General features: G+C 67.4%; 1 protein-coding gene (running past one end of the window). It reads right to left on the reverse strand.

The window, feature by feature from the left end; translation table 11 throughout:
- Nucleotides 1-21,607, reverse strand: the 3' portion of a protein-coding gene (locus OG714_RS07720; RefSeq protein WP_406119505.1) for a non-ribosomal peptide synthase/polyketide synthase. It continues 1,490 nt past the right edge of the window; only the last 21,607 of its 23,097 coding nucleotides appear in the window; its start codon lies off the right edge, out of view; the stop codon is at nucleotides 1-3.

Consider the following 21,607-nt stretch of genomic DNA (forward strand, 5'->3'; position numbering starts at 1 on the left):
TCAGGCCTCTCGCTCCGGCCGTGCGGACAGCCACTGCGCCATGGCGTCCCATGCCGCTCCCAGCATGTCGGGCCTTGCCATGTCCGAGTGCCTGCAGGGAAGACGGACGGCTGCGGCCTGCCGGGTGAGGTGGGGCTGCCACAGACCCTCGAACGAGAAGTCCGCCGGTTTCCCTTCTTCCGCGATGAGCAGCAACGTGTCTCCGCCGAAGGTTCCGTATGCATGGCGGTCCCTCAGCGTCGCGTTGTTGTCGAACACGCGGACCAGCAGGGCCACTTCGTCGTCGTCGACTCCGCCCAGCACCGGACCGAGTTCAGCACGGACGCGCTGCGCCAGGCGCGTCGGGCCGTCGGCTCCGTCACTCCGGGGAGTCGCGGCGTCGGTTCCCGGAATCGGCGGGTACGCGTCCATGAGGACCAGCGACACCTCCTCGCCCTCGGCCTCGAGCCGCACCGCGATCTCGTGTGCGGGAGTTCCTCCGAAGGACCAGCCCACGAGGTAGTACGGACCCGACGGCTGCAGAGCGCGAATGCGGTTCACGTACTCAGCGGCCATGTCGGCGACCGAGACCGACAGTTCCCCGGAGCCGTCGAGACCCTGCGCCTGGAGACCGTACAGCGGGTGCTCCTGGGGAATGAAACGGGCGAACGGCATGTAGCACCAACTCAGCCCGCCTGCGGGGTGGATGAAGAAGAACGCCGGTTCGGTACCGCCGGTCCGGATCGACAGCACTCCGCCGAGGGCGTCCTGCACCGAGGTCAGGCTGAACGTCTGCATCAGCCGCGCCGGCGTCGGGTGGGCGATCAGGGTGCGCAGCGACACGGTGACGCCCTTGCCCCGCAGCCGCTCAACCAACGAGACCGCCATCAGCGAGTGGCCCCCGAGCGCGAAGAAGTCGTCGTCCACGCCGACCGCCGGCACACCCAGGACCTCGGCGAACGTCTCGCACACCGCAGCTTCGAGCACCCCCGCGGGGCCACGGCCGGGCGACGGATCCCCGGCGCTCCCCGCCGTGAAGTCGGGGGCGGGCAGGGCTCTGCGGTCCACCTTGCCGTTCACCGTCAGCGGCAAGGCGTCCAGGACCGTCACCGAGGACGGCACCATGTAGTTCGGCAGCCGTTCGGCCGCGAAGCCCCGCACCGAGCCGACCAACGCGCCCGGATCGGCATCAGCGGCCGCAGGAACGACGTAGGCCACCAGACGCTTGCCGCCCTGGGTGTCCTCGTGCACGACGACGGCCGCCTGGCTCAACCGCGGGTGCCCGTCGAGCACCTTCTCGATCTCGCCCGGTTCGATTCGGAAACCACGGACCTTCACCTGGTCGTCCGTACGGCCGGCGAACACGAGCCGGCCGTCGGCCGTCCACCGCGCACGGTCCCCGGTCCGGTACAGCCGCGACCCACCTTCGGCGAACGGATTCGCCACGAAGCGCTCCGCGGTGAGTCCCGCACGTCCCACATAGCCGCGTGCCAGCCCGACGCCGGCCACGTACAGCTCACCCGCGACACCCACCGGCACCGGCGCCATGCGTTCGTCCAGCACGTACACCCGGGTGTTCACCACCGGGGAGCCGATCGCGACGGCCGCCGCTCCGGCGTCGCATCGCCAGAGCGTCGCGTCCACCGTGGTCTCCGTCGGACCGTACGAGTTGAACATGGCACGTCCCCGCGCCCAGCGCGCCATCACGTCCGGTGGGCACGCCTCGCCTGCCACCACCAGCACGGTGTCCGTGCTGATCGATCCCTCGTCGAGGGTTGCCAGCACAGCCGGCGGCAGCGTCGCGTGGGTCACGCGTGTCTCGGCGAGGAACTCCGGCAGCGCGGTGCCCAGCCGCCGATCGGCCGGCACCACCACCAGGGTCGCCCCCGACAGCAGGGCCATCATCCACTCCCACCCGAAGGTATCGAAGGCAGCCGACGCGAACTGCGCCACTCGTGCCCCCGGCCCGACGGCCAGGTGCTGCACATGCCCCGCCACCAGGCTCGCCACGCCCACATGGGAGACCAGCACTCCCTTCGGCCGGCCGGTCGATCCCGACGTGTAGATCACATACGCCGGGTGCTCCGGCCGCAGCTCGGCACAGGCCGTCGCCGAGCTGTCGAGAGCAGCCAGCTCCGTTCGGACCGCCGGGTCGTCCACGACCACCGTCCGCACGTCACCGGGCAGGGTCTCGGTCAGCGCCCCGGAGGTCAGCACGACCTCCAGTCCGGCGTCCCGCACCACATAGGCCATGCGTTCGGCGGGGTGGTCGGGATCCAGCGGCACATACGCTCCACCGGCCTTCAGCACCGCCAGCAACGCCGTCTGAAGGTCGCTGCCACGCTCTAGGCACACACCGACGCACGATTCGGGGCCGACTCCCAAGCCGGTCAGGTATCGCGCGAGGCGGTTCGCACGGGCGTCGAGCTCCGAGTACGAGATCTCCACACCGTCCGAGACGATCGCCACCGCGTCGGGATCACGCACCAGTCGAGCCGCGAACAGCTCCGGCACCGTGACCGCCTGGACCGACGTGTCGATGCCATTCCAATCCGTCAGCATGCGCCGCTGCTCGGTGTCGTCGAGGACGCTCACCTCGGCGAGCCCGCTCTCCGGGCTGTACTCCAGCGCGCTCACCAGGTTGTCCAGGCACGTGTGCAGCAGCCGGCACACCGCCTGCCCGTCCACCGACTTCACCACCTCCACGCTCAGCCCGAACCCGGCCCCGAGATCGTCCACCGAAACGGCGACCGGGTAGTTGGTGGCAACCCGGGCAAACACCATCTGGATACCCCTGGGCGCAGCACCGTCTTCCTTGCGGGGCTCCGCACTCGGGCGCTGACTGTGCCGGAAGTTGAAGATCGAGGTGAACAGCGGACTGCCGTTCGGGATACCGCTCGCCTGCTGCGCCAGCGTCAACGGAGCGTGCTCGTGCACCAGCAACTCCGCCAGCTGGCTGCGCACCCCTTCCAGCGCCCGTTCGACACCGACGGTGCCGACGCGGACCCGCACGGGCAGGGTGTTGAGGAAAAGACCCGGTACCCGGTCCGCGCCGGCTCCGGCGTTCATGCGCCCGAACAGCACCGTGCCGAACACGACGTCGTCGCGGCCGCTGACCGTGGCCAGCACTCGCGCCCAGGCAAGGTGGAACACTGTGGCCGGGCTCACGCCGAGTGAGCGGGCGACATCGCGTACCCGCCGGCCGACCTCGTCGTCGACGTCCAGGTGGGAGTGCACGACACCGCTGCCATCACCATGCACGTCCAGCAGGCCGTACGGGGCGGTGGTCTCCTCCACGTCCCCCAGCAGATCGGTGAAGTACCGCTCGTGCTCCTCCCGCGTCACTCCCAGCCGGGCCTGCGCCACGAAGTTCCGGAACGGCAGCGGCTCCGGCAGGGAGTCCTCACGCCCGGACAGGAACGCGCCCATCTCCTCCAGCAGCACGTCCTGGGTGGTGTGGTCCTGGACCAGGTGATGCATCCGCAACAACGCCAGCCACCCACCGTCCTCACCCGGTTGTGTGGCGGTGTGGACATCGATCAGCGGCGCGCGGCCGGTGTCCATGCTCGGCCCGGCCGCCGCGATCAGCTGCTCCGCCGCAGCAGGGCCTTCAGCGGTCAACTCCACGGATACGACAGGCAGTTCAACCTGGCGGGCCACGACCTGGACCGGCTCACGCAGTTCCTTCCACAGGATCGCGGTGCGGTAGATGTCGTGCCGGTTCACCACCCGCTGGAGAGCGCCGAGGAACGCGTCCAGCCGCTCCCGCGAGTCGAAGCGGATGACTCGCGGTGCCGCGTACACGTCCGTGCCACCACCGTCCGTCTGCAGCAGGTGATGGAAGAGGATGCCCTCCTGGAGCGGGGCGAGCGGGTAGATGTCGGCGATGTTGGCCGCGCCGCCCGGGATCCGCGCGACGATGTGCGCCAGCTCGGCCTCGCTCAGCTCGACGAGCGGGAGCATGTCCGGGGTGATGCGCTCGGCGCCGTGCGGTATGCGGTTCTCCGGAACGTCGACCGCGTCCGGAGCCGCGACAGCTGCCAGTCCTGCGGGGGTCGGCGTCTGGAACAGGGCACGGACGGAGATGGACACACCCCGGCCGCGGAGCTGCTCCACCAGCGACACCGCCAGCAGCGAGTGCCCGCCCAGCGAGAAGAAGTCGTCATCGACACCGACCGCGGGCAGGCCCAGGACCTGGGCGAAGGCCTGGCACAGGATCTCCTCCTGCACGGTTGCCGGCGGACGCCCCGTGTCCGCCGTCGCCGCAGCACCGTAGTCAGGAGCCGGCAGCGCCTTGCGGTCCAGCTTCCCGTTACCGGTCAGCGGCAGGGCATCGAGGACCACCACGCCTGCGGGAACCATGTACTCCGGCAGACGCGCGGCCACGAACTCCTTCACCGTCGCGCCGAGTTCAGCAGTGTCCGTGTCGTCGGCCTCGTCGATGACGATGTAGGCGACCAGTCGGACATCACCCGGGGTGTCTTCGCGGGCGACCACCGTGGCCTGGGTGACCAGCGGGTGGGCGGCTACGACGGCCTGGACCTCGCCGGGCTCGACCCGGAAGCCGCGGATCTTCACCTGCTCATCCGCACGCCCGGCGAACACCAGCCGCCCATCGACCGTCCACCGAGCGCGGTCCCCCGTGCGATACATCCGCTCACCGGATGTACCGAAGGGGCACGCAACGAACCGCTCCGCCGTCAGCCCGGACCGACCCACATACCCGCGCGCCACCTGCGCACCGGCCACATACAACTCACCGACCACACCGACCGGAACGGGGTTGAGCCGGTCGTCCAGGACGTAGGTCTGCGTGTTGGCCACCGGAGAACCCACCGGGATCACCCCGGAAGCCACATCCCGCACGGTCAGCCGTGTCGTGGCCACACCGACCGTGGTCTCCGTCGGCCCGTAATGGTTGAACACCGCCCGGTCACCGGCCATGGCCAGCAGCTCCCCGACCAGCTCGGCGGAAGCCGCCTCACCACCCAGAACCAGAGAGCGCACCGAGGCCACCGACGCCGCACCCAACGCCGCCACATGCGACGGCACCGCCTTCAGACAATCGATCCCCTGCTCCGTGAGGTAGGCCGCCACCGCCGCCGGATCGGTCACCGACTCCTCATCGATGAAGTGGAGTTCACCCCCACCGGTCAAGCTCGCGAAGACCGTCGTGTTCGCCAGGTCGGTCGCCTGACCCTGCACCACCGCATACCGGCCCCCGATGCCGAAGCCCACCCGCTCAGGCACCGAGGCGACGTAATTCGCCAACCCTGCGTGGGTGACCGCGACGCCCTTCGCGCGCCCCGTCGAACCCGACGTATAGACCACATACGCCACCTGCCCCGGCAGAATCTCCACCCCCGGCGCCGTCTCCGGGAACGCGGCCAACTGCATCGCCGTGAGCGTGTCATCGACGGCGACCACACGATGACGTCCCGCCGGAAGATCCTCCAGGATCTCCTCCGTCGTCAACGTCAGCACCGCACCACTGTCACGCAGGACGAACGCCACCCGCTCCGCCGGCTGACCCACATCCACCGGCACATACGCCGCCCCCACCTTCCACACCCCCAACATCCCCGCGAGCATCTCCACGCCCCGCGGCAGACACAGACCCACCACCGACTCCGCACCCACACCCTGCGCCCGCAGAAAATGCGCCAGCCGATTCGCCCGCACCTCCAACTCCCCGAACGACACCGACACACCCCCCTGCACGACCGCCACCCCACCCGGCGACCGCACCACCTGCCCCTCGAACAACCCCAGGACCGTAGCCCCCGCCACTGGCAGACCGGTGTCGTTCCAGTCCACCAGCACCTGCCGACGCTCATCGGGCCGGAGCACATCGGCCGCACTCACTCGTGTCGAGCGGTCGTGGGCCACCTGGGACAGCAGCAGGTTCAGGGCGTCGGCCATACGGGCCACCGTGCCAGGCTCGAACAGATCGGCCGCCGCTGTCACCACCCCGCCGATGCCCGCCGGAGCACCGCCCCGATCGAACCGCTCACCCACCAGCACCGACAGATCAAACTTCGCACCCACCCGGCCCAACGGCAACGCACTGCCCCGCAGACCCGGCACCTGCGCAGCCGTCCCGCCCACACCCGCCACCGACACCGTGTCCTGCATCGTCAAAATGACCTGGAACAACGGATGCCGCGCCGCCGAACGCACCGGCGCCAACTCCTCCACCAGCCGCTCGAACGGCACATCCTGATGCCCGAACCCCGCCAGACTCGCCTCCCGGACCCGCTCCAACACCTGAGCGAACGTCGGATCACCCGACAGATCCGTACGGATCACCAGCGTGTTGACGAAACAGCCCACCAACTCGTCCAACGCCTCATCCGTACGCCCCGCCACCGCCGAACCGATCGGAACGTCCATCCCCGCACCCAACCGCGACAACGTCACCGCCAACGCCGCCTGCAACACCATGAACACCGTCACACCACGCTCACGCGCCACCTCACGCAACCGCACATGCACCGCGGCCGGCACCTGCACCCCCACCGCATGGCCTTCATGCGAGGCGACCGCAGGACGCAACCGGTCATACGGCAACGCCAACTCCTCCGGCACCCCCGCCAACGCCTCACGCCAGAACCCGACCTGACGCGACAGGACACTCTCCGGATCGTTCTCCTCGCCGAGCAATTCCCGCTGCCACAAGGCGTAATCCGCGTACTGCACCGGCAACGGCGCCCACACCGGCGCCCGGCCCTCGCACCGCGCCGCATAAGCAGACGTCAGGTCACGCTCCAGCGGAGCAGACGACCACCCGTCACTGGCAATGTGATGCACCACGACTGTCAGCACGTGCTCGTCCGGTCCCACAGTGAACAGACGTGCCTGGACGGGGATTTCCTCAGCAAGGTCAAACGCGTACCCTGCCGCCTCCGCCACTGCTTCGTCCAACTCCTCCGCGCGCACATCGGTGACGGTCAGCGTGAACCCGGTCTCCTCGACCGACAGGATCCGCTGATACGGCTCCCCATCCACCACCGCGAACATCGTCCGCAGCACCTCATGACGCTCCAAAACATCGCACAGGGCTTCTTCAAGCGCTCGCTGGTCCAAGGCCCCGGTCAGCCGCACCCCGATCGGAATGTTGTACGTCGCGCCCGGACCTTCCAACTGACCGATAAACCACAGCCGTCGCTGCGCATACGACAACGGCACCCGCTCCGGACGCACCCCCGCCACCAGAGCCGGACGCGCCACTTCGGCCTGACCGAGCCTGGTCGCAAGCCCCGCAGGCGTCGGCACCTCGAACAACGTCCGAAGTGGCACCTCGACACCCAGCACCGCACGCACCCGACTCACCAAACGCGTCGCCAGCAACGAATGCCCACCAAGCGCGAAGAAGTCGTCCTCGACCCCCACCTCGTCCAGGCCGAGTATCTGGGCGAACGCCTGGCAGAGAATCTCCTCCTGGACGGTCGCCGGACCACGACCCCCGCCACTCACATACTCCGGAGCAGGAAGCGCCTTACGGTCCAGCTTGCCGTTCACCGTCAACGGCAACGCATCCAGCACCACCACCGCCGACGGCACCATGAACTGCGGCAACCGCTCACCCACAAACTCACGCAGCTCGGACTCCACCACCTCCCCCACCACATACGCCACCAGACGCTTGTCCCCCGGGACGTCCTCGCGAGCGATCACCGTCGCCTGTGTGACCTGCGGATGTGCGGCCAGGACCGCTTCGACCTCACCCGGCTCGATACGGAAACCACGGACCTTCACCTGCTCATCCGCACGCCCCAGATACTCCAGCCGGCCCCCGGCCGACCACCGCACCACATCCCCCGTCCGATACATCCGCTCACCCACCGAACCGAACGGACAGGCGACGAACCTCTCACCCGTCAGCCCCGGACGACCCACATACCCACGCGCCAGACCCGCACCCGCCACATACAACTCCCCCGCCACACCCACCGGCACCGGACGCAACCCACCATCCAGGACGTACACCTGAGTGTTCGCGATCGGGGCGCCGATCGGCACGGACCGCGTGTCCTCGGGCAGCTCCGGAATGGCGTACGTGCAGGCGAACGTGGTGGTCTCGGTCGGCCCGTACCCGTTCACCACCCGCAGTCCCGGCACCGCTGTCTGCGCCTCTCGCACATGCCGCACCGACAACGCCTCGCCGCCGACCAGCACCCGCGCCAGGCCCGCCAGCACACCCGGGTCCTCATCGACGACCGTGTTGAAGAGCCCAGCGGTCAACCACAGGTTGCGGATGTTCTTACCCGAGATCAACAACCGCAGTTCCGCCATGCCCACGGCACCAGGAGGAGCGATCACCAGGCGGCCACCGTGGACCAGTGCGCCCCACAACTCGAAGGTCGAGGCGTCGAACGCCAGCGGTGCCAGCAGGAGGTGCACATTCTGCTCGCTGAACTCGGCGTACTGCTGACCCCACACCAGCCGCACCACGGCACGGTGCTCCACCATCACGCCCTTGGGCAGCCCCGCCGATCCGGACGTGAACATCACGTAGGCGGCGTCACCTGCGGCAACGGCTACTGCCGGATCCTCACTCGGGAAGGATTCATCGACGCTCTCGACCGGTACGACCACGCCGCCGAAGTCCGTCAGAAGATCGGCCAGTCCTCCCTGGCTGACGACGACCTGGACGTCGGCGTCGCGCATCATGGATGCCAACCGGGCGGAGGGGTAGTCCGTGTCCAGCGGTACGTAACCCGCGCCGGCCTTCCAGACTCCCAACAATGCGGCTACTGCATCAGGACCGCGCTCAAGGCACACTCCCACCAGCAAACCCCTGCTCACACCGGCCGCGATGAGCGCATGCGCGATCTGGTTGGCTCGCGCGTTCAGCTCCCGGTACGAGAGCTGCGCGTCCCCGAACTCCACCGCCACGGCGTCCGGACGCAGCCGCGCCTGTTCGGCGACCAAGGTGTGAACACCCTGCTCCGGCAGTTCTGTTGTGGTGTCGTTCCAGTCTTCGAGGAGTCGGTTCTGTTCGGTGGCGTCGAGGATGTCCACCGCCGACAGAAGGCCGTCAGGGTCGTCCTCCAGCGTGCTCACGAGGTTGTCCAAGCAGGTGTGCAACAACCGGCACACCGCCTGCCCGTCGACCGGGCCCACCGCGTCCACCGTCAGCCCGAACCGGGACTCCAGGTCATCCACCGCCACAGTTACCGGGTAGTTCGTCACCTCACGTATGGACACCGTGCTGATGCCTCTAGGCGCGTTGTCGGCTTTCGGCACGGGCACCGCCTGCGGGCGTCGGCCGTGCCGGTAGTTGAACAATGAGGTGAACAGCGGGCTGCCGTTCGGAATGCTGCTGGCCTGCTGCGCCAGGGTCAGCGGAGCGTGCTCGTGCACCAGCAACTCCGCCAACTGGTCGCGCACCCCCTCCAGCGCACTGCCCACACCAACGGCGTCGGTACGGACCCGGACCGGCAGCGTGTTGATGAACAACCCCGGCACCCGATCCGCACCCGCACCCGCGTTCATCCGCCCGAACAACACCGTCCCGAACACGACATCGTCACGACCACTGACCGTGGCCAGCACCCTCGCCCACGCCAGATGGAACACGCTGGCCGGGCTCACCCCGAGCGACCGGGCCACATCCCGCACCCGCAGGCCAACCTCCTCATCGACCCGAAGATACGAACGCACCACACCGCTGCCATCACCGTGCACGTCCAGCAGACCGTACGGAGCGGTGGTCTCCTCCACATCCCCCAACAGGCCCGCGAAGTACCGCTCGTGCTCCTCCCGCGTCACACCCAGCCGGGCCTGCGCCACGAAATTCCGGAACGGCAGCGGCTCCGGCAGCGAGTCCTCCCGCCCGGACAGGAACGCGCCCATCTCCTCCAGCAGGACATCCTGGGTGGTGTGGTCCTGGACCAGGTGATGCATCCGCAACAACGCCAGCCACCCACCGTCCTCACCCGGTTGTGTGGCGGTGTGGACGTCGATCAGCGGCGCACGGCCGATATCCATGCTAGAACCGGCCGCCGCGATCAGCTCCTCCACCGCAGCGGTGCCTTGTGACTCGACAGGGACTTCGATGACGGGCAGTTCGGCCCGGCGGACCACGACCTGGACCGGCTCACGCAACTGCTCCCACAGGATCGCGGTGCGGTAGATGTCGTGCCGATCCACCACCCGCTGAAGCGCGCCGAGGAACGCGTCCAGCCGCTCGCGCGAGTCGAAGCGCAGAACCCGAGGCACCACATACGCATCCGCACCGCCTCCATCCGCCTGCAACAGGTGATGGAAGAACAGACCCTCCTGCAAAGGCGCCAGAGGATACACATCAGCGATGTTCGCCGCGCCGCCCGGTATCTGCGCGACGACGTGCGCCAACTCGGACGCGTCCAGATCAACCAGCGGCAACATGTCCGGAGTGATGCGCTCGGCACCCTGCGGAATCCGGTTCTCCGGGACCACGACAGCGTCCGGAGCCGCCACCGCGGCCAGCCCTGCGGGGGTGGGTGTCTGGAACAGTGCGCGCACCGAGACGGACACGCCCCGGCCGCGCAGCTGCTCGACCAGCGACACCGCCAGCAGTGAATGCCCGCCCAGCGCGAAGAAGTCGTCGTCCACACCCACCGCGGGCAGACCCAGAACCTGGGCGAAGACCTGGCAGAGGATCTCCTCCTGCACCGTCACCGGACCACGCCCCGCACCCGCCGTGAACTCGGGAGCCGGCAACGCCTTGCGGTCCAGCTTCCCGTTCACCGTCAACGGCAGCACATCCAGCGTCATGACGGCCGACGGCACCATGTGCTCCGGCAACCGGTCAGCCGCGAACGCCCTTACCCCGGCGGCAAGGTCGCCTGCGTCGCCGTCCCGGTCCGTCGGTACGAGGTAGGCGACCAGGCGGACATCACCGGGCGTGTCCTCTCTGGCGATCACCGCAGCCCGCGCCACCTGAGGGTGCGCGGCCACCACCGTTTCGATCTCGCCCGGCTCGACACGGAACCCGCGGATCTTCACCTGCTCATCCGCGCGGCCCTCGAAGGCCAGCCGGCCCTCAGCCGTCCAGCGCGCACGGTCCCCGGTCCGATACATCCGCTCACCCGCACCACCGAACGGACACGCCACAAACCGCCCCGACGTCAACCCCGCACGATGCAGATAACCCCGCGCAAGCCCCGCCCCCGCCACATACAACTCCCCCACCACACCCACCGGCACCGGACGCAACCACTCATCCAGCACAAACACCCGAAGATCCGGAAGCCCCACACCAATCACACCACCACCAACACCCGCCGGATCCAACGGCGCATACGTGACATGCACCGTCGTCTCCGTAATCCCATACATATTCACCAACCGCGGCCCCCCACCCCCATGCCGCGCAAACCAACCCTCCAACCGACCCACATCCAACGCCTCACCACCAAACACCACACACCGCACCACCCAGTCATCCCGCTCCTGAGCCATCAACTGATAAAAAGCCGACGGCGTCTGATTCAAAACCGTCACCCCCTCCACCGCCAACAACCGCGCAAACTCCCGCGGCGACCGACTCACCTCAAACGGCACCACCACAAGCCGCCCACCATGCAACAACGCACCCCACAACTCCCACACCGAAAAATCAAACGCATACGAATGAAACAACGACCACACATCACCCGGACCAAACCCAAACCACTCCCGCGTCACCCCGAACAACCGCACCACATTCCGATGCGACACCACCACACCCTTCGGCCGCCCCGTCGAACCCGACGTATAAATCACATACGCCGCAGAATCCGGCAACACCTCCACCCCCAAATTCCCCTCCCCCAACCCCAACCCCAACTCCACCCCAGCAACATCATCCGCACCCAACACCACCACCGGCCGCACATCACCCAACACAAACTCCACCCGCTCCGCCGGATACTCCGGATCCACCGGCACATACGCCGCCCCCGACTTCAACACCGCCAACACCCCAACCACCAACTCCACCGACCGCGGCAACACCAACGCCACAAACCGCTCCGGCCCCGCCCCCCGCTCCACCAACCACCGCGCCAAACGATTCGCCCACGCATTCAACTCCCCATACGACAACGACCGCCCCCCACACACCACCGCCACCGCACCCGGATCACACACCACCTGCGCCTCAAACAACTCCACCACCGACAACCCATCAACCAACCCATCCCCACCCACCAACCCATCCACCACATCCCCACCCACACCAGCCCAACCCAAAACCAACCCACGCTCATCAGCACTCAGCACATCCACCCCACCCACCCGGATATCCGGCGTCTCCACCACCACCCCGACCACCCGCACCAACCACTCCACGAACCGCTCAGCCATCGACGCATCGAACACATCCGCAGCCACGATCACGACACCCCGCACACCAGCAGGAGCACCCCCGGCGTCGAACACCTCAGAAGCCATGACATCCAGATCGAACTTGGCCGTCACCGACCCTGCCGCCCCCGCCGACCCGGCAGATCCGGCCGGCACTCCGGCAGCCTGCAACCCCGGCAGGTCGACAACCGCCCGGGCATTGTTCTGCAGCGTCAACATCACCTGAAACAGCGGATGCCGGGCCAGGGAACGCACCGGCGCGAGTTCCTCCACCAACCGCTCGAACGGCACATCCTGATGCCCGAACCCCGCCAGACTCGCCTCCCGGACCCGCTCCAACACCTCACCGAACGTCGGATCACCCGACAGATCCGTACGCACCACCAGCGTGTTCACAAAGAACCCGACCAGGTCGTCCAACGCCTCATCCGTGCGGCCCGCGACCGCCGAACCGATCGGAATATCCGTCCCCGCACCCACCCGCGACAACGTCACCGCCAACGCCGCCTGCAACACCATGAACACCGTCACGCCATGTTCACGGGCCACCTCACGCAACCGCGCATGCACCGCGGCCGGCACCTCCAGCCCGACCGCATGGCCCTCATGCGAGGCGACCGCAGGACGCGACCGGTCATACGGCAACGCCAACTCCTCCGGAACCCCCGCCAACGCCTCACGCCAGAACCCGACCTGACGCGACATCACACTCTCCGGGCCCTCCTCGGACCCGAGCAATTCCCGCTGCCACAAGGCGTAATCCGCGTACTGGACCGGCAACGGCGCCCACTCGGGCGCACGCCCCTCACACCGCGCCGCATACGCAGACGTCAGATCCCGCTCCAGCGGAGCAGACGACCACCCATCACTCGCAATGTGATGCACCACAAGGCTCAGGACGTGCTCGTCCGGAGCAACCCTGAACAGACGTGCCTGAACGGGGATCTCCGCACTCAGGTCGAAGGCATACCGCGCCGCCTCCGCCACAACCCCGCCGAGCTCCTCCGCGCGCACATCCGTGACCGTCAGCGCGAAGCCGCTCTCCTCGACCGGCAGAATCCGCTGATACGGCTCCCCATCCACCACCGCGAACACCGTCCGCAGCACCTCATGACGCCCGACCACATCCCGCAGCGCCTCCTCAAGCGCATCCCGATCCAGCGCCCCGGCCAGCCGCACCGCGATCGGAATGTTGTACGTCGCGCCCGGACCTTCCAACTGACCGATAAACCACAGCCGGCGCTGCGCATACGACAACGGCACCCGCTCCGGACGCACCCCCGCCACCAGAGCCGGACGCGCCACTTCGGCCTGACCCAACCGCGCCGCAAGCCCAGCCGGCGTCGGCACCTCGAACAACGTCCGCAGCGCCACCTCCACACCCAGCACCGCACGCACCCGACTCACCAAACGCGTCGCCAGCAACGAATGCCCACCAAGCGCGAAGAAGTCGTCCTCAACCCCCACCTCATCCAAGCCGAGAACCTGGGCGAACGCCTGGCACAGGATCTCCTCCTGCACGGTCGCCGGACCACGACCCCCACCGCTCACATACTCCGGAGCAGGCAACGCCTTACGGTCCAGCTTGCCGTTCACCGTCAACGGCAACGCATCCAGCACCACCACCGCCGACGGGACCATGAACTGCGGCAACCGCTCACCCACAAACTCACGCAGCTCGGACTCCACCGCCTCCCCCACCACATACGCCACCAGACGCTTGTCCCCCGGGACGTCCTCGCGAGCGATCACCGTCGCCTGTGTGACCTGGGGGTGTGCGGCCAGGACCGCTTCGACCTCACCCGGCTCGATACGGAAACCACGGATCTTCACCTGCTCATCCGCACGCCCCAGATACTCCAGCCGACCCCCGGCCGACCACCGCACCACATCCCCCGTCCGATACATCCGCTCACCCACCGAACCGAACGGACAGGCGACGAACCGCTCACCCGTCAGCCCCGGACGACCCACATACCCCCGCGCCAGACCCGCACCCGCCACATACAACTCCCCCGCCACACCCACCGGCACCGGACGCAAACCACCATCCAGGACGTACACCTGAGTGTTGACGATCGGAGAACCGATTCCGGCACTGTCGCCCGGTGCGAGCGGGGCCGACATCGTGGCGCACACGCTGGTCTCCGTGGGGCCATAGGCATTGATGAACCGGCGGCCAGGAGCCCAGCGTCCGACCAGGTCACCGCCCAGTGCTTCACCCGCTGACACCAGCGTCAACACCGAAGGCAGATCCTCTGGCGCCAGCACGGCCAGAACGGCCGGCGGCAGCGTCACATGTGTCACCTGGTGCCGCGCCACGACTTCGGCCAACCCCTGACCCGGCAACAGCTCGTGCGCATCGGACAGCACGAGTCGTGCTCCACACGACAGCGCCACCAATACCTCGGACACCGCCGCGTCGAAGCTCACCGACGCGAACTGCAGCATTCGGCTGGCGGAATCCACCGCGAATCGCTCTGTCTGAGCCGCCACCAGGCTGGCCACGCCGCCATGCGACACGGCCACTCCCTTGGGTCGCCCCGTCGAGCCGGACGTGTAGATGACATAGGCCAGTCCACCGGCCTCGCAAACGACTTCGGGAGGAGTGATGGGCGCCGCCACCAGTTCACATGCCACCCGCGTGTCATCCAGGTTCACCAGGTGCACTGCGGGCCCTGACAGTACGGCTGCCATGTCGCCGCGCCCGAGGACTACCCGTGCGCCGCTGTCGGCGAGCATGAACTCCAGCCGCTCCACCGGATACTGCGCATCGAGCGGCACATACGCCGCGCCGGTCTTCAAGACCGCCAGCAATGCGACGACCAGATCCACCCCACGCGGCAGGAACACTCCCACCACGGACTCTGCGCCGACCCCGAGCCCTCGCAGGTAGTGCGCCAGCCCATTCGCCTTGGCCTCCAACTCCGCGTACGACAGCTCAGTAGCGCCGTACACCACCGCCACAGCGTCCGGGGTGCGAGCCACCTGGGCCTGGAACATCTCGGGCGCAGACTGCCGGGACAGTTCTGTTGTGGTGTCGTTCCAGTCTTCGAGGAGTCGGTTCTGTTCGGTGGCGTCGAGGATGTCCACCGCCGACAGAAGGCCGTCGGGGTCGTCCTCCAGCGTGCTCACGAGGTTGTCCAGGCAGGTGTGCAGCAGCCGGCACACCGCCTGCCCGTCGACCGGGCCCACCGCATCGACGGTCAGCCCGAACCTGGACTCCAGGTCATCGACCGCTACGGCCACCGGGTAGTTCGTCACCTCACGCACGGACACCGTGCTGATGCCCCTGGACGCCGTGCCCGCGTCCGGACGAGGGCCTGCCTGCCGACGCCTGCCGTGCCGGTAGTTGAACAGTGAGGTGAACAGCGGGCTGCCGTTCGGAATGCTGCTGGCCTGCTGTGCCAGGGTCAGCGGAGCGTGCTCGTGCACCAGCAACTCCGCCAGCTGGTCGCGCACCCCCTCCAGCGCACTGCCCACACCGACAGTGTCGGTGCGGACCCGGACCGGCAGGGTGTTGATGAACAACCCCGGCACCCGGTCCGCACCCGCACCCGCGTTCATCCGCCCGAACAACACCGTGCCGAACACGACATCGTCACGACCGCTGACCGTGGCCAGCACCCTCGCCCAGGCAAGGTGGAACACGCTGGCCGGGCTCACGCCGAGTGACCGGGCGACGTCACGTACCCGCCGGCCGACCTCGTCGTCGACGTCCAGGTGGGAGTGCACGACACCGCTGCCATCACCGTGCACGTCCAGCAGGCCGTACGGGGCGGTGGTCTCCTCCACGTCCCCCAGCAGATCGGTGAAGTACCGCTCGTGCTCCTCGCGCGTCACTCCCAGCCGGGCCTGCGCCACGAAGTTCCGGAACGGCAGCGGCTCCGGCAGGGAGTCCTCACGCCCGGACAGGAACGCGCCCATCTCCTCCAGCAGGACATCCTGGGTGGTGTGGTCCTGGACCAGGTGATGCATCCGCAACAACGCCAGCCACCCACCGTCCTCACCCGGTTGTGTGGCGGTGTGGACATCGATCAGCGGCGCACGGCCGATATCCATCCTCGACCCGGCCGCCGCGGTCAACTGACCTGCGACATCACTGCTTTCCCGATCGACAGCGACTTCGATGACCGGCAGGTCGGCCCGGCGGACCACAACCTGGACCGGCTCACGCAACTGCTCCCACACGACCGCCGTGCGGTAGATGTCATGCCGATCCACCACCCTCTGAAGCGCGTCCAGGAACGCATCCAGCCGCTCACGCGAGTCGAACCGCAGAACCCGAGGCACCACATACGCATCCGCACCGCCTCCATCCGCCTGCAACAGGTGATGGAAGAACAGACCCTCCTGCAAAGGCGCCAGAGGATACACATCAGCGATGTTCGCCGCACCGCCCGGTATCTGCCCGATGACGTGCGCCAACTCGGACGCGTCCAGATCAACCAGCGGCAACATGTCCGGAGTGATGCGCTCGGCACCCTGCGGAATCCGGTTCTCCGGGACCACGACAGCGTCCGGAGCCGCCACCGCGGCCAGCCCTGCGGGGGTGGGTGTCTGGAACAGCGCGCGGACGGAGACGGACACGCCCCGGCCGCGCAGCTGCTCGACCAGCGACACCGCCAGCAGTGAATGCCCGCCCAGGGCGAAGAAGTCGTCGTCCACACCCACCGCGGGCAGACCCAGAACCTGGGCGAACGCCTGGCAGAGGATCTCCTCCTGCACTGTCGCCGGACCACGCCCCACACCCGCCGTGAACTCCGGGGCGGGTAACGCCTTGCGGTCCAGCTTGCCGTTCACCGTCAACGGCAACGCCTCCAGCGTCATGACGGCCGAGGGCACCATGTGCTCCGGCAACCAGTCAGCCACGAACGCCCGCAGCAGTGCCCCCTCCACGTCACCCACCACATACGCGATCAGCCGCTCATCACGCACCACCACCGCCACGTCCACGACCGCGTCATGACGCGACAACACCGCCTCAACCTCACCCAACTCCACCCGGAACCCACGCAACTGCACCTGCTCATCCGCACGGCCCTCGAAGGCCAGCCGGCCCTCAGCCGTCCAGCGCACACGGTCCCCGGTCCGATACATCCGCTCACCCGCACCACCGAACGGACACGCCACAAACCGCCCCGACGTCAACCCCGCACGATGCAGATAACCCCGCGCAAGCCCCGCCCCCGCCACATACAACTCCCCCACCACACCCACCGGCACCGGACGCAACCACTCATCCAGCACAAACACCCGAAGATCCGGAAGCCCCACACCAATCACACCACCACCAACACCCGCCGGATCCAACGGCGCATACGTGACATGCACCGTCGTCTCCGTAATCCCATACATATTCACCAACCGCGGCCCCCCACCCCCATGCCGCGCAAACCACCCCTCCAACCGACCCACATCCAACGCCTCACCACCAAACACCACACACCGCACCACCCAGTCATCCCGCTCCTGAGCCATCAACTGATAAAACGCCGACGGCGTCTGATTCAAAACCGTCACCCCCTCCACCGCCAACAACCGCGCAAACTCCCGCGGCGACCGACTCACCTCAAACGGCACCACCACAAGCCGCCCACCATGCAACAACGCACCCCACAACTCCCACACCGAAAAATCAAACGCATACGAATGAAACAACGACCACACATCACCCGGACCAAACCCAAACCACTCCCGCGTCACCCCGAACAACCGCACCACATTCCGATGCGACACCACCACACCCTTCGGCCGCCCCGTCGAACCCGACGTATAAATCACATACGCCGCAGAATCCGGCAACACCTCCACCCCCAAATTCCCCTCCCCCAACCCCAACCCCAACTCCAACTCCAACTCCAACTCCAACTCCAACCCAGCAACATCATCCGCACCCAACACCACCACCGGCCGCACATCACCCAACACAAACTCCACCCGCTCCGCCGGATACTCCGGATCCACCGGCACATACGCCGCCCCCGACTTCAACACCGCCAACACCCCAACCACCAACTCCACCGACCGCGGCAACACCAACGCCACAAACCGCTCCGGCCCCGCCCCCCGCTCCACCAACCACCGCGCCAACCTATTCGCCCACGCATTCAACTCCCCATACGACAACGACCGCCCCCCACACACCACCGCCACCGCACCCGGATCACACACCACCTGCGCCTCAAACAACTCCACCACCGACAACCCATCAACCAACCCATCCCCACCCACCAACCCATCCACCACATCCCCACCCACACCAGCCCAACCCAAAACCAACCCACGCTCACCCTCATCAAGAAACTCCACACCCCCCACCCGCACATCAGGATCAGCCACCAAACCCTCCAGCAAACGCCCGAACCAACCCACCAAACGCTCAGCCGTCCCCGCATCAAAAACATCGAGGGCATATTCCAGCGCCCCAGCAATGCCTTCTTCGCGCTCCTCCATGTAGAGCGCGAGGTCATACTTGGCCGTGGTGGACTGCGTGTGTTCAAGGGAACCGCTCAGTCCAGCCATTTCGAGCTTGGCCTCACGGTTGTTCTGGAAGCTCAGCACGACCTGGAACAGCGGATGCCGCGCCATGGAGCGCGTCGGGTTGAGGTCCTCCACCAGCCGTTCGAAGGGCACGTCCTGATGCGCGTACGCGGCCAGGTCGCTCTCCTTGACCCGCGCGACGAGTTCGCGGAAGGAGGGATTCCCAGACGTGTCGGTACGCAGGACCATCATGTTGACGAACATGCCGACCAGATCGTCCAGCGACTGGTCCGTCCGTCCGGCGATCGGGGAACCGATCGGCACGTCGGTCCCCGCACCCAGTCGCGTGAGCAATGCCGCGTACGCCGCCTGCACGACCATGAACAGACTCGCGCCAGACTCACGTGCCAGTCTTGTGAGGCCCTCATGCACTTCGGCCGGCAGCACGAAGCGCACCTTGCCACCGCGGTGTGATGCCACAGCTGGACGCGACCGGTCATACGGCAACGCCAGCTCCTCCGGAGCCCCCGCCAACGCCTCACGCCAGAACTCCACCTGACGCGACAGCAGGCTGTCCGGGTCCTCCTCGGACCCGAACACCTCCCGCTGCCACAGCACGTAATCCGCGTACTGCACCGGCAACGGCACCCACCCAGGCGCACGCCCCTCACACCGCGCCCCATACGCCACCGACACATCCCGCGCCAACGGACCCATCGACCAGCCATCACCCGCAATGTGATGCACCACAAGGCTCAGGACATGCTCGTCCGGAGCAACCCTGAACAGACGTGCCTGGACAGGGATCTCCGCACTCAGGTCGAAGGCATACCGCGCCGCCTCCGCCACGACCCCGCCGAGCTCCTCCGCAGCGACATCAGTAACGGTCAGCGCAAAACCGGTCTCCTCGACCGACAGAATCCGCTGATACGGCTCCCCATCCACCACCGCGAACACCGTCCGCAGCACCTCATGCCGCTCCAGCACGTCCCGCAGCGCCTGGTCCAACGCCTCTCGGTCCAGCTCACCCGACAGCCGCACCCCGACCGGGATGTTGTACGTCGCGCCCGGACCTTCCAACTGACCGATAAACCACAGCCGTCGCTGCGCATACGACAACGGCACCCGCTCCGGACGCACCCCCGCCACCAGAGCCGGACGCGCCACTTCGGCCTGACCGAGCCTGGTCGCAAGCCCCGCAGGCGTCGGCACCTCGAACAACGTCCGAAGTGGCACCTCGACACCCAGCACCGCACGCACCCGACTCACCAAACGCGTCGCCAGCAACGAATGCCCACCAAGCGCGAAGAAGTCGTCCTCGACCCCCACCTCGTCCAGGCCGAGTATCTGGGCGAACGCCTGGCAGAGAATCTCCTCCTGGACGGTCGCCGGACCACGACCCCCGCCACTCACATACTCCGGAGCAGGAAGCGCCTTACGGTCCAGCTTGCCGTTCACCGTCAACGGCAACGCATCCAGCACCACCACCGCCGACGGCACCATGAACTGCGGCAACCGCTCACCCACAAACTCACGCAGCTCGGACTCCACCACCTCCCCCACCACATACGCCACCAGACGCTTGTCCCCCGGGACGTCCTCGCGAGCGATCACCGTCGCCTGTGTGACCTGCGGATGTGCGGCCAGGACCGCTTCGACCTCACCCGGCTCGATACGGAAACCACGGACCTTCACCTGCTCATCCGCACGCCCCAGATACTCCAGCCGGCCCCCGGCCGACCACCGCACCACATCCCCCGTCCGATACATCCGCTCACCCACCGAACCGAACGGACAGGCGACGAACCTCTCACCCGTCAACCCCGGACGACCCACATACCCGCGCGCCAACTGCACGCCCGCCAGATACAGCTCACCCGCCACACCCACCGGCACCGGACGCAGCCCACCATCCAGGACGTACACCTGAGTGTTCGCGATCGGGGCGCCAATCGGCACCGACGCACCCGCATCTCCCGGCGCACACTGCCAGGACGTCACATCCACCGACGCCTCTGTCGGCCCGTACAAGTTGTGCAGCTCCACACCGTCGAACACCTCGAAGAAACTGTTCTGCGCAGTCACCGACAGCGCCTCACCCGAACAGATCACCCGACGCAGACCCACACAACCCGCCGCCGACGGCTCCGCCAGAAAAGCCTCCAGCATCGACGGCACGAAATGCACCGTCGTCACCCGCTCCTGCCGGATCAGATCCGCCACATACACCGGATCCCGATGCCCCCCAGGCCGCGCGAGAACCAACACCGCGCCATTCAGCAACGGCCAGAAAAACTCCCACACCGACACATCGAAACCGAACGGCGTCTTCTGCAAAACCCGGTCACCCGACGACATCCCATACCGCGACTGCATCCACCCCAACCGGTTCACAATCCCGCCGTGAGAAACCGCCACACCCTTCGGACGCCCCGTCGACCCCGACGTGAACATCACATACGCCGGATGCCCCGGCTCCACCACCACGTCCGGCGCCCCACCGGGCCGTCCCGCCACCTCAGCCACCACCGCCGGATCGTCCACCACCACCCGTGCCACGCCCTCCGGCAACCGCCCCTCACACCCACCCGACGTCACCACACACACCGCACCCGCATCCGCCAACATCCCGGCGACCCGCTCCACCGGAAACTCCGGATCCACCGGCACATACGCGCCCCCCGCCTTCAACACCGCAAGCAACCCCACCACCAAATCCACACCACGCTCCAAACACACCCCCACCACCGACTCAACACCCACACCCTGATCCCTCAAGCAATGCGCCAACCGATTGGCCCGCACATCCAAC

Source organism: Streptomyces sp. NBC_00989 (assembly GCF_045162655.1).
Classification (GTDB): domain Bacteria; phylum Actinomycetota; class Actinomycetes; order Streptomycetales; family Streptomycetaceae; genus Streptomyces.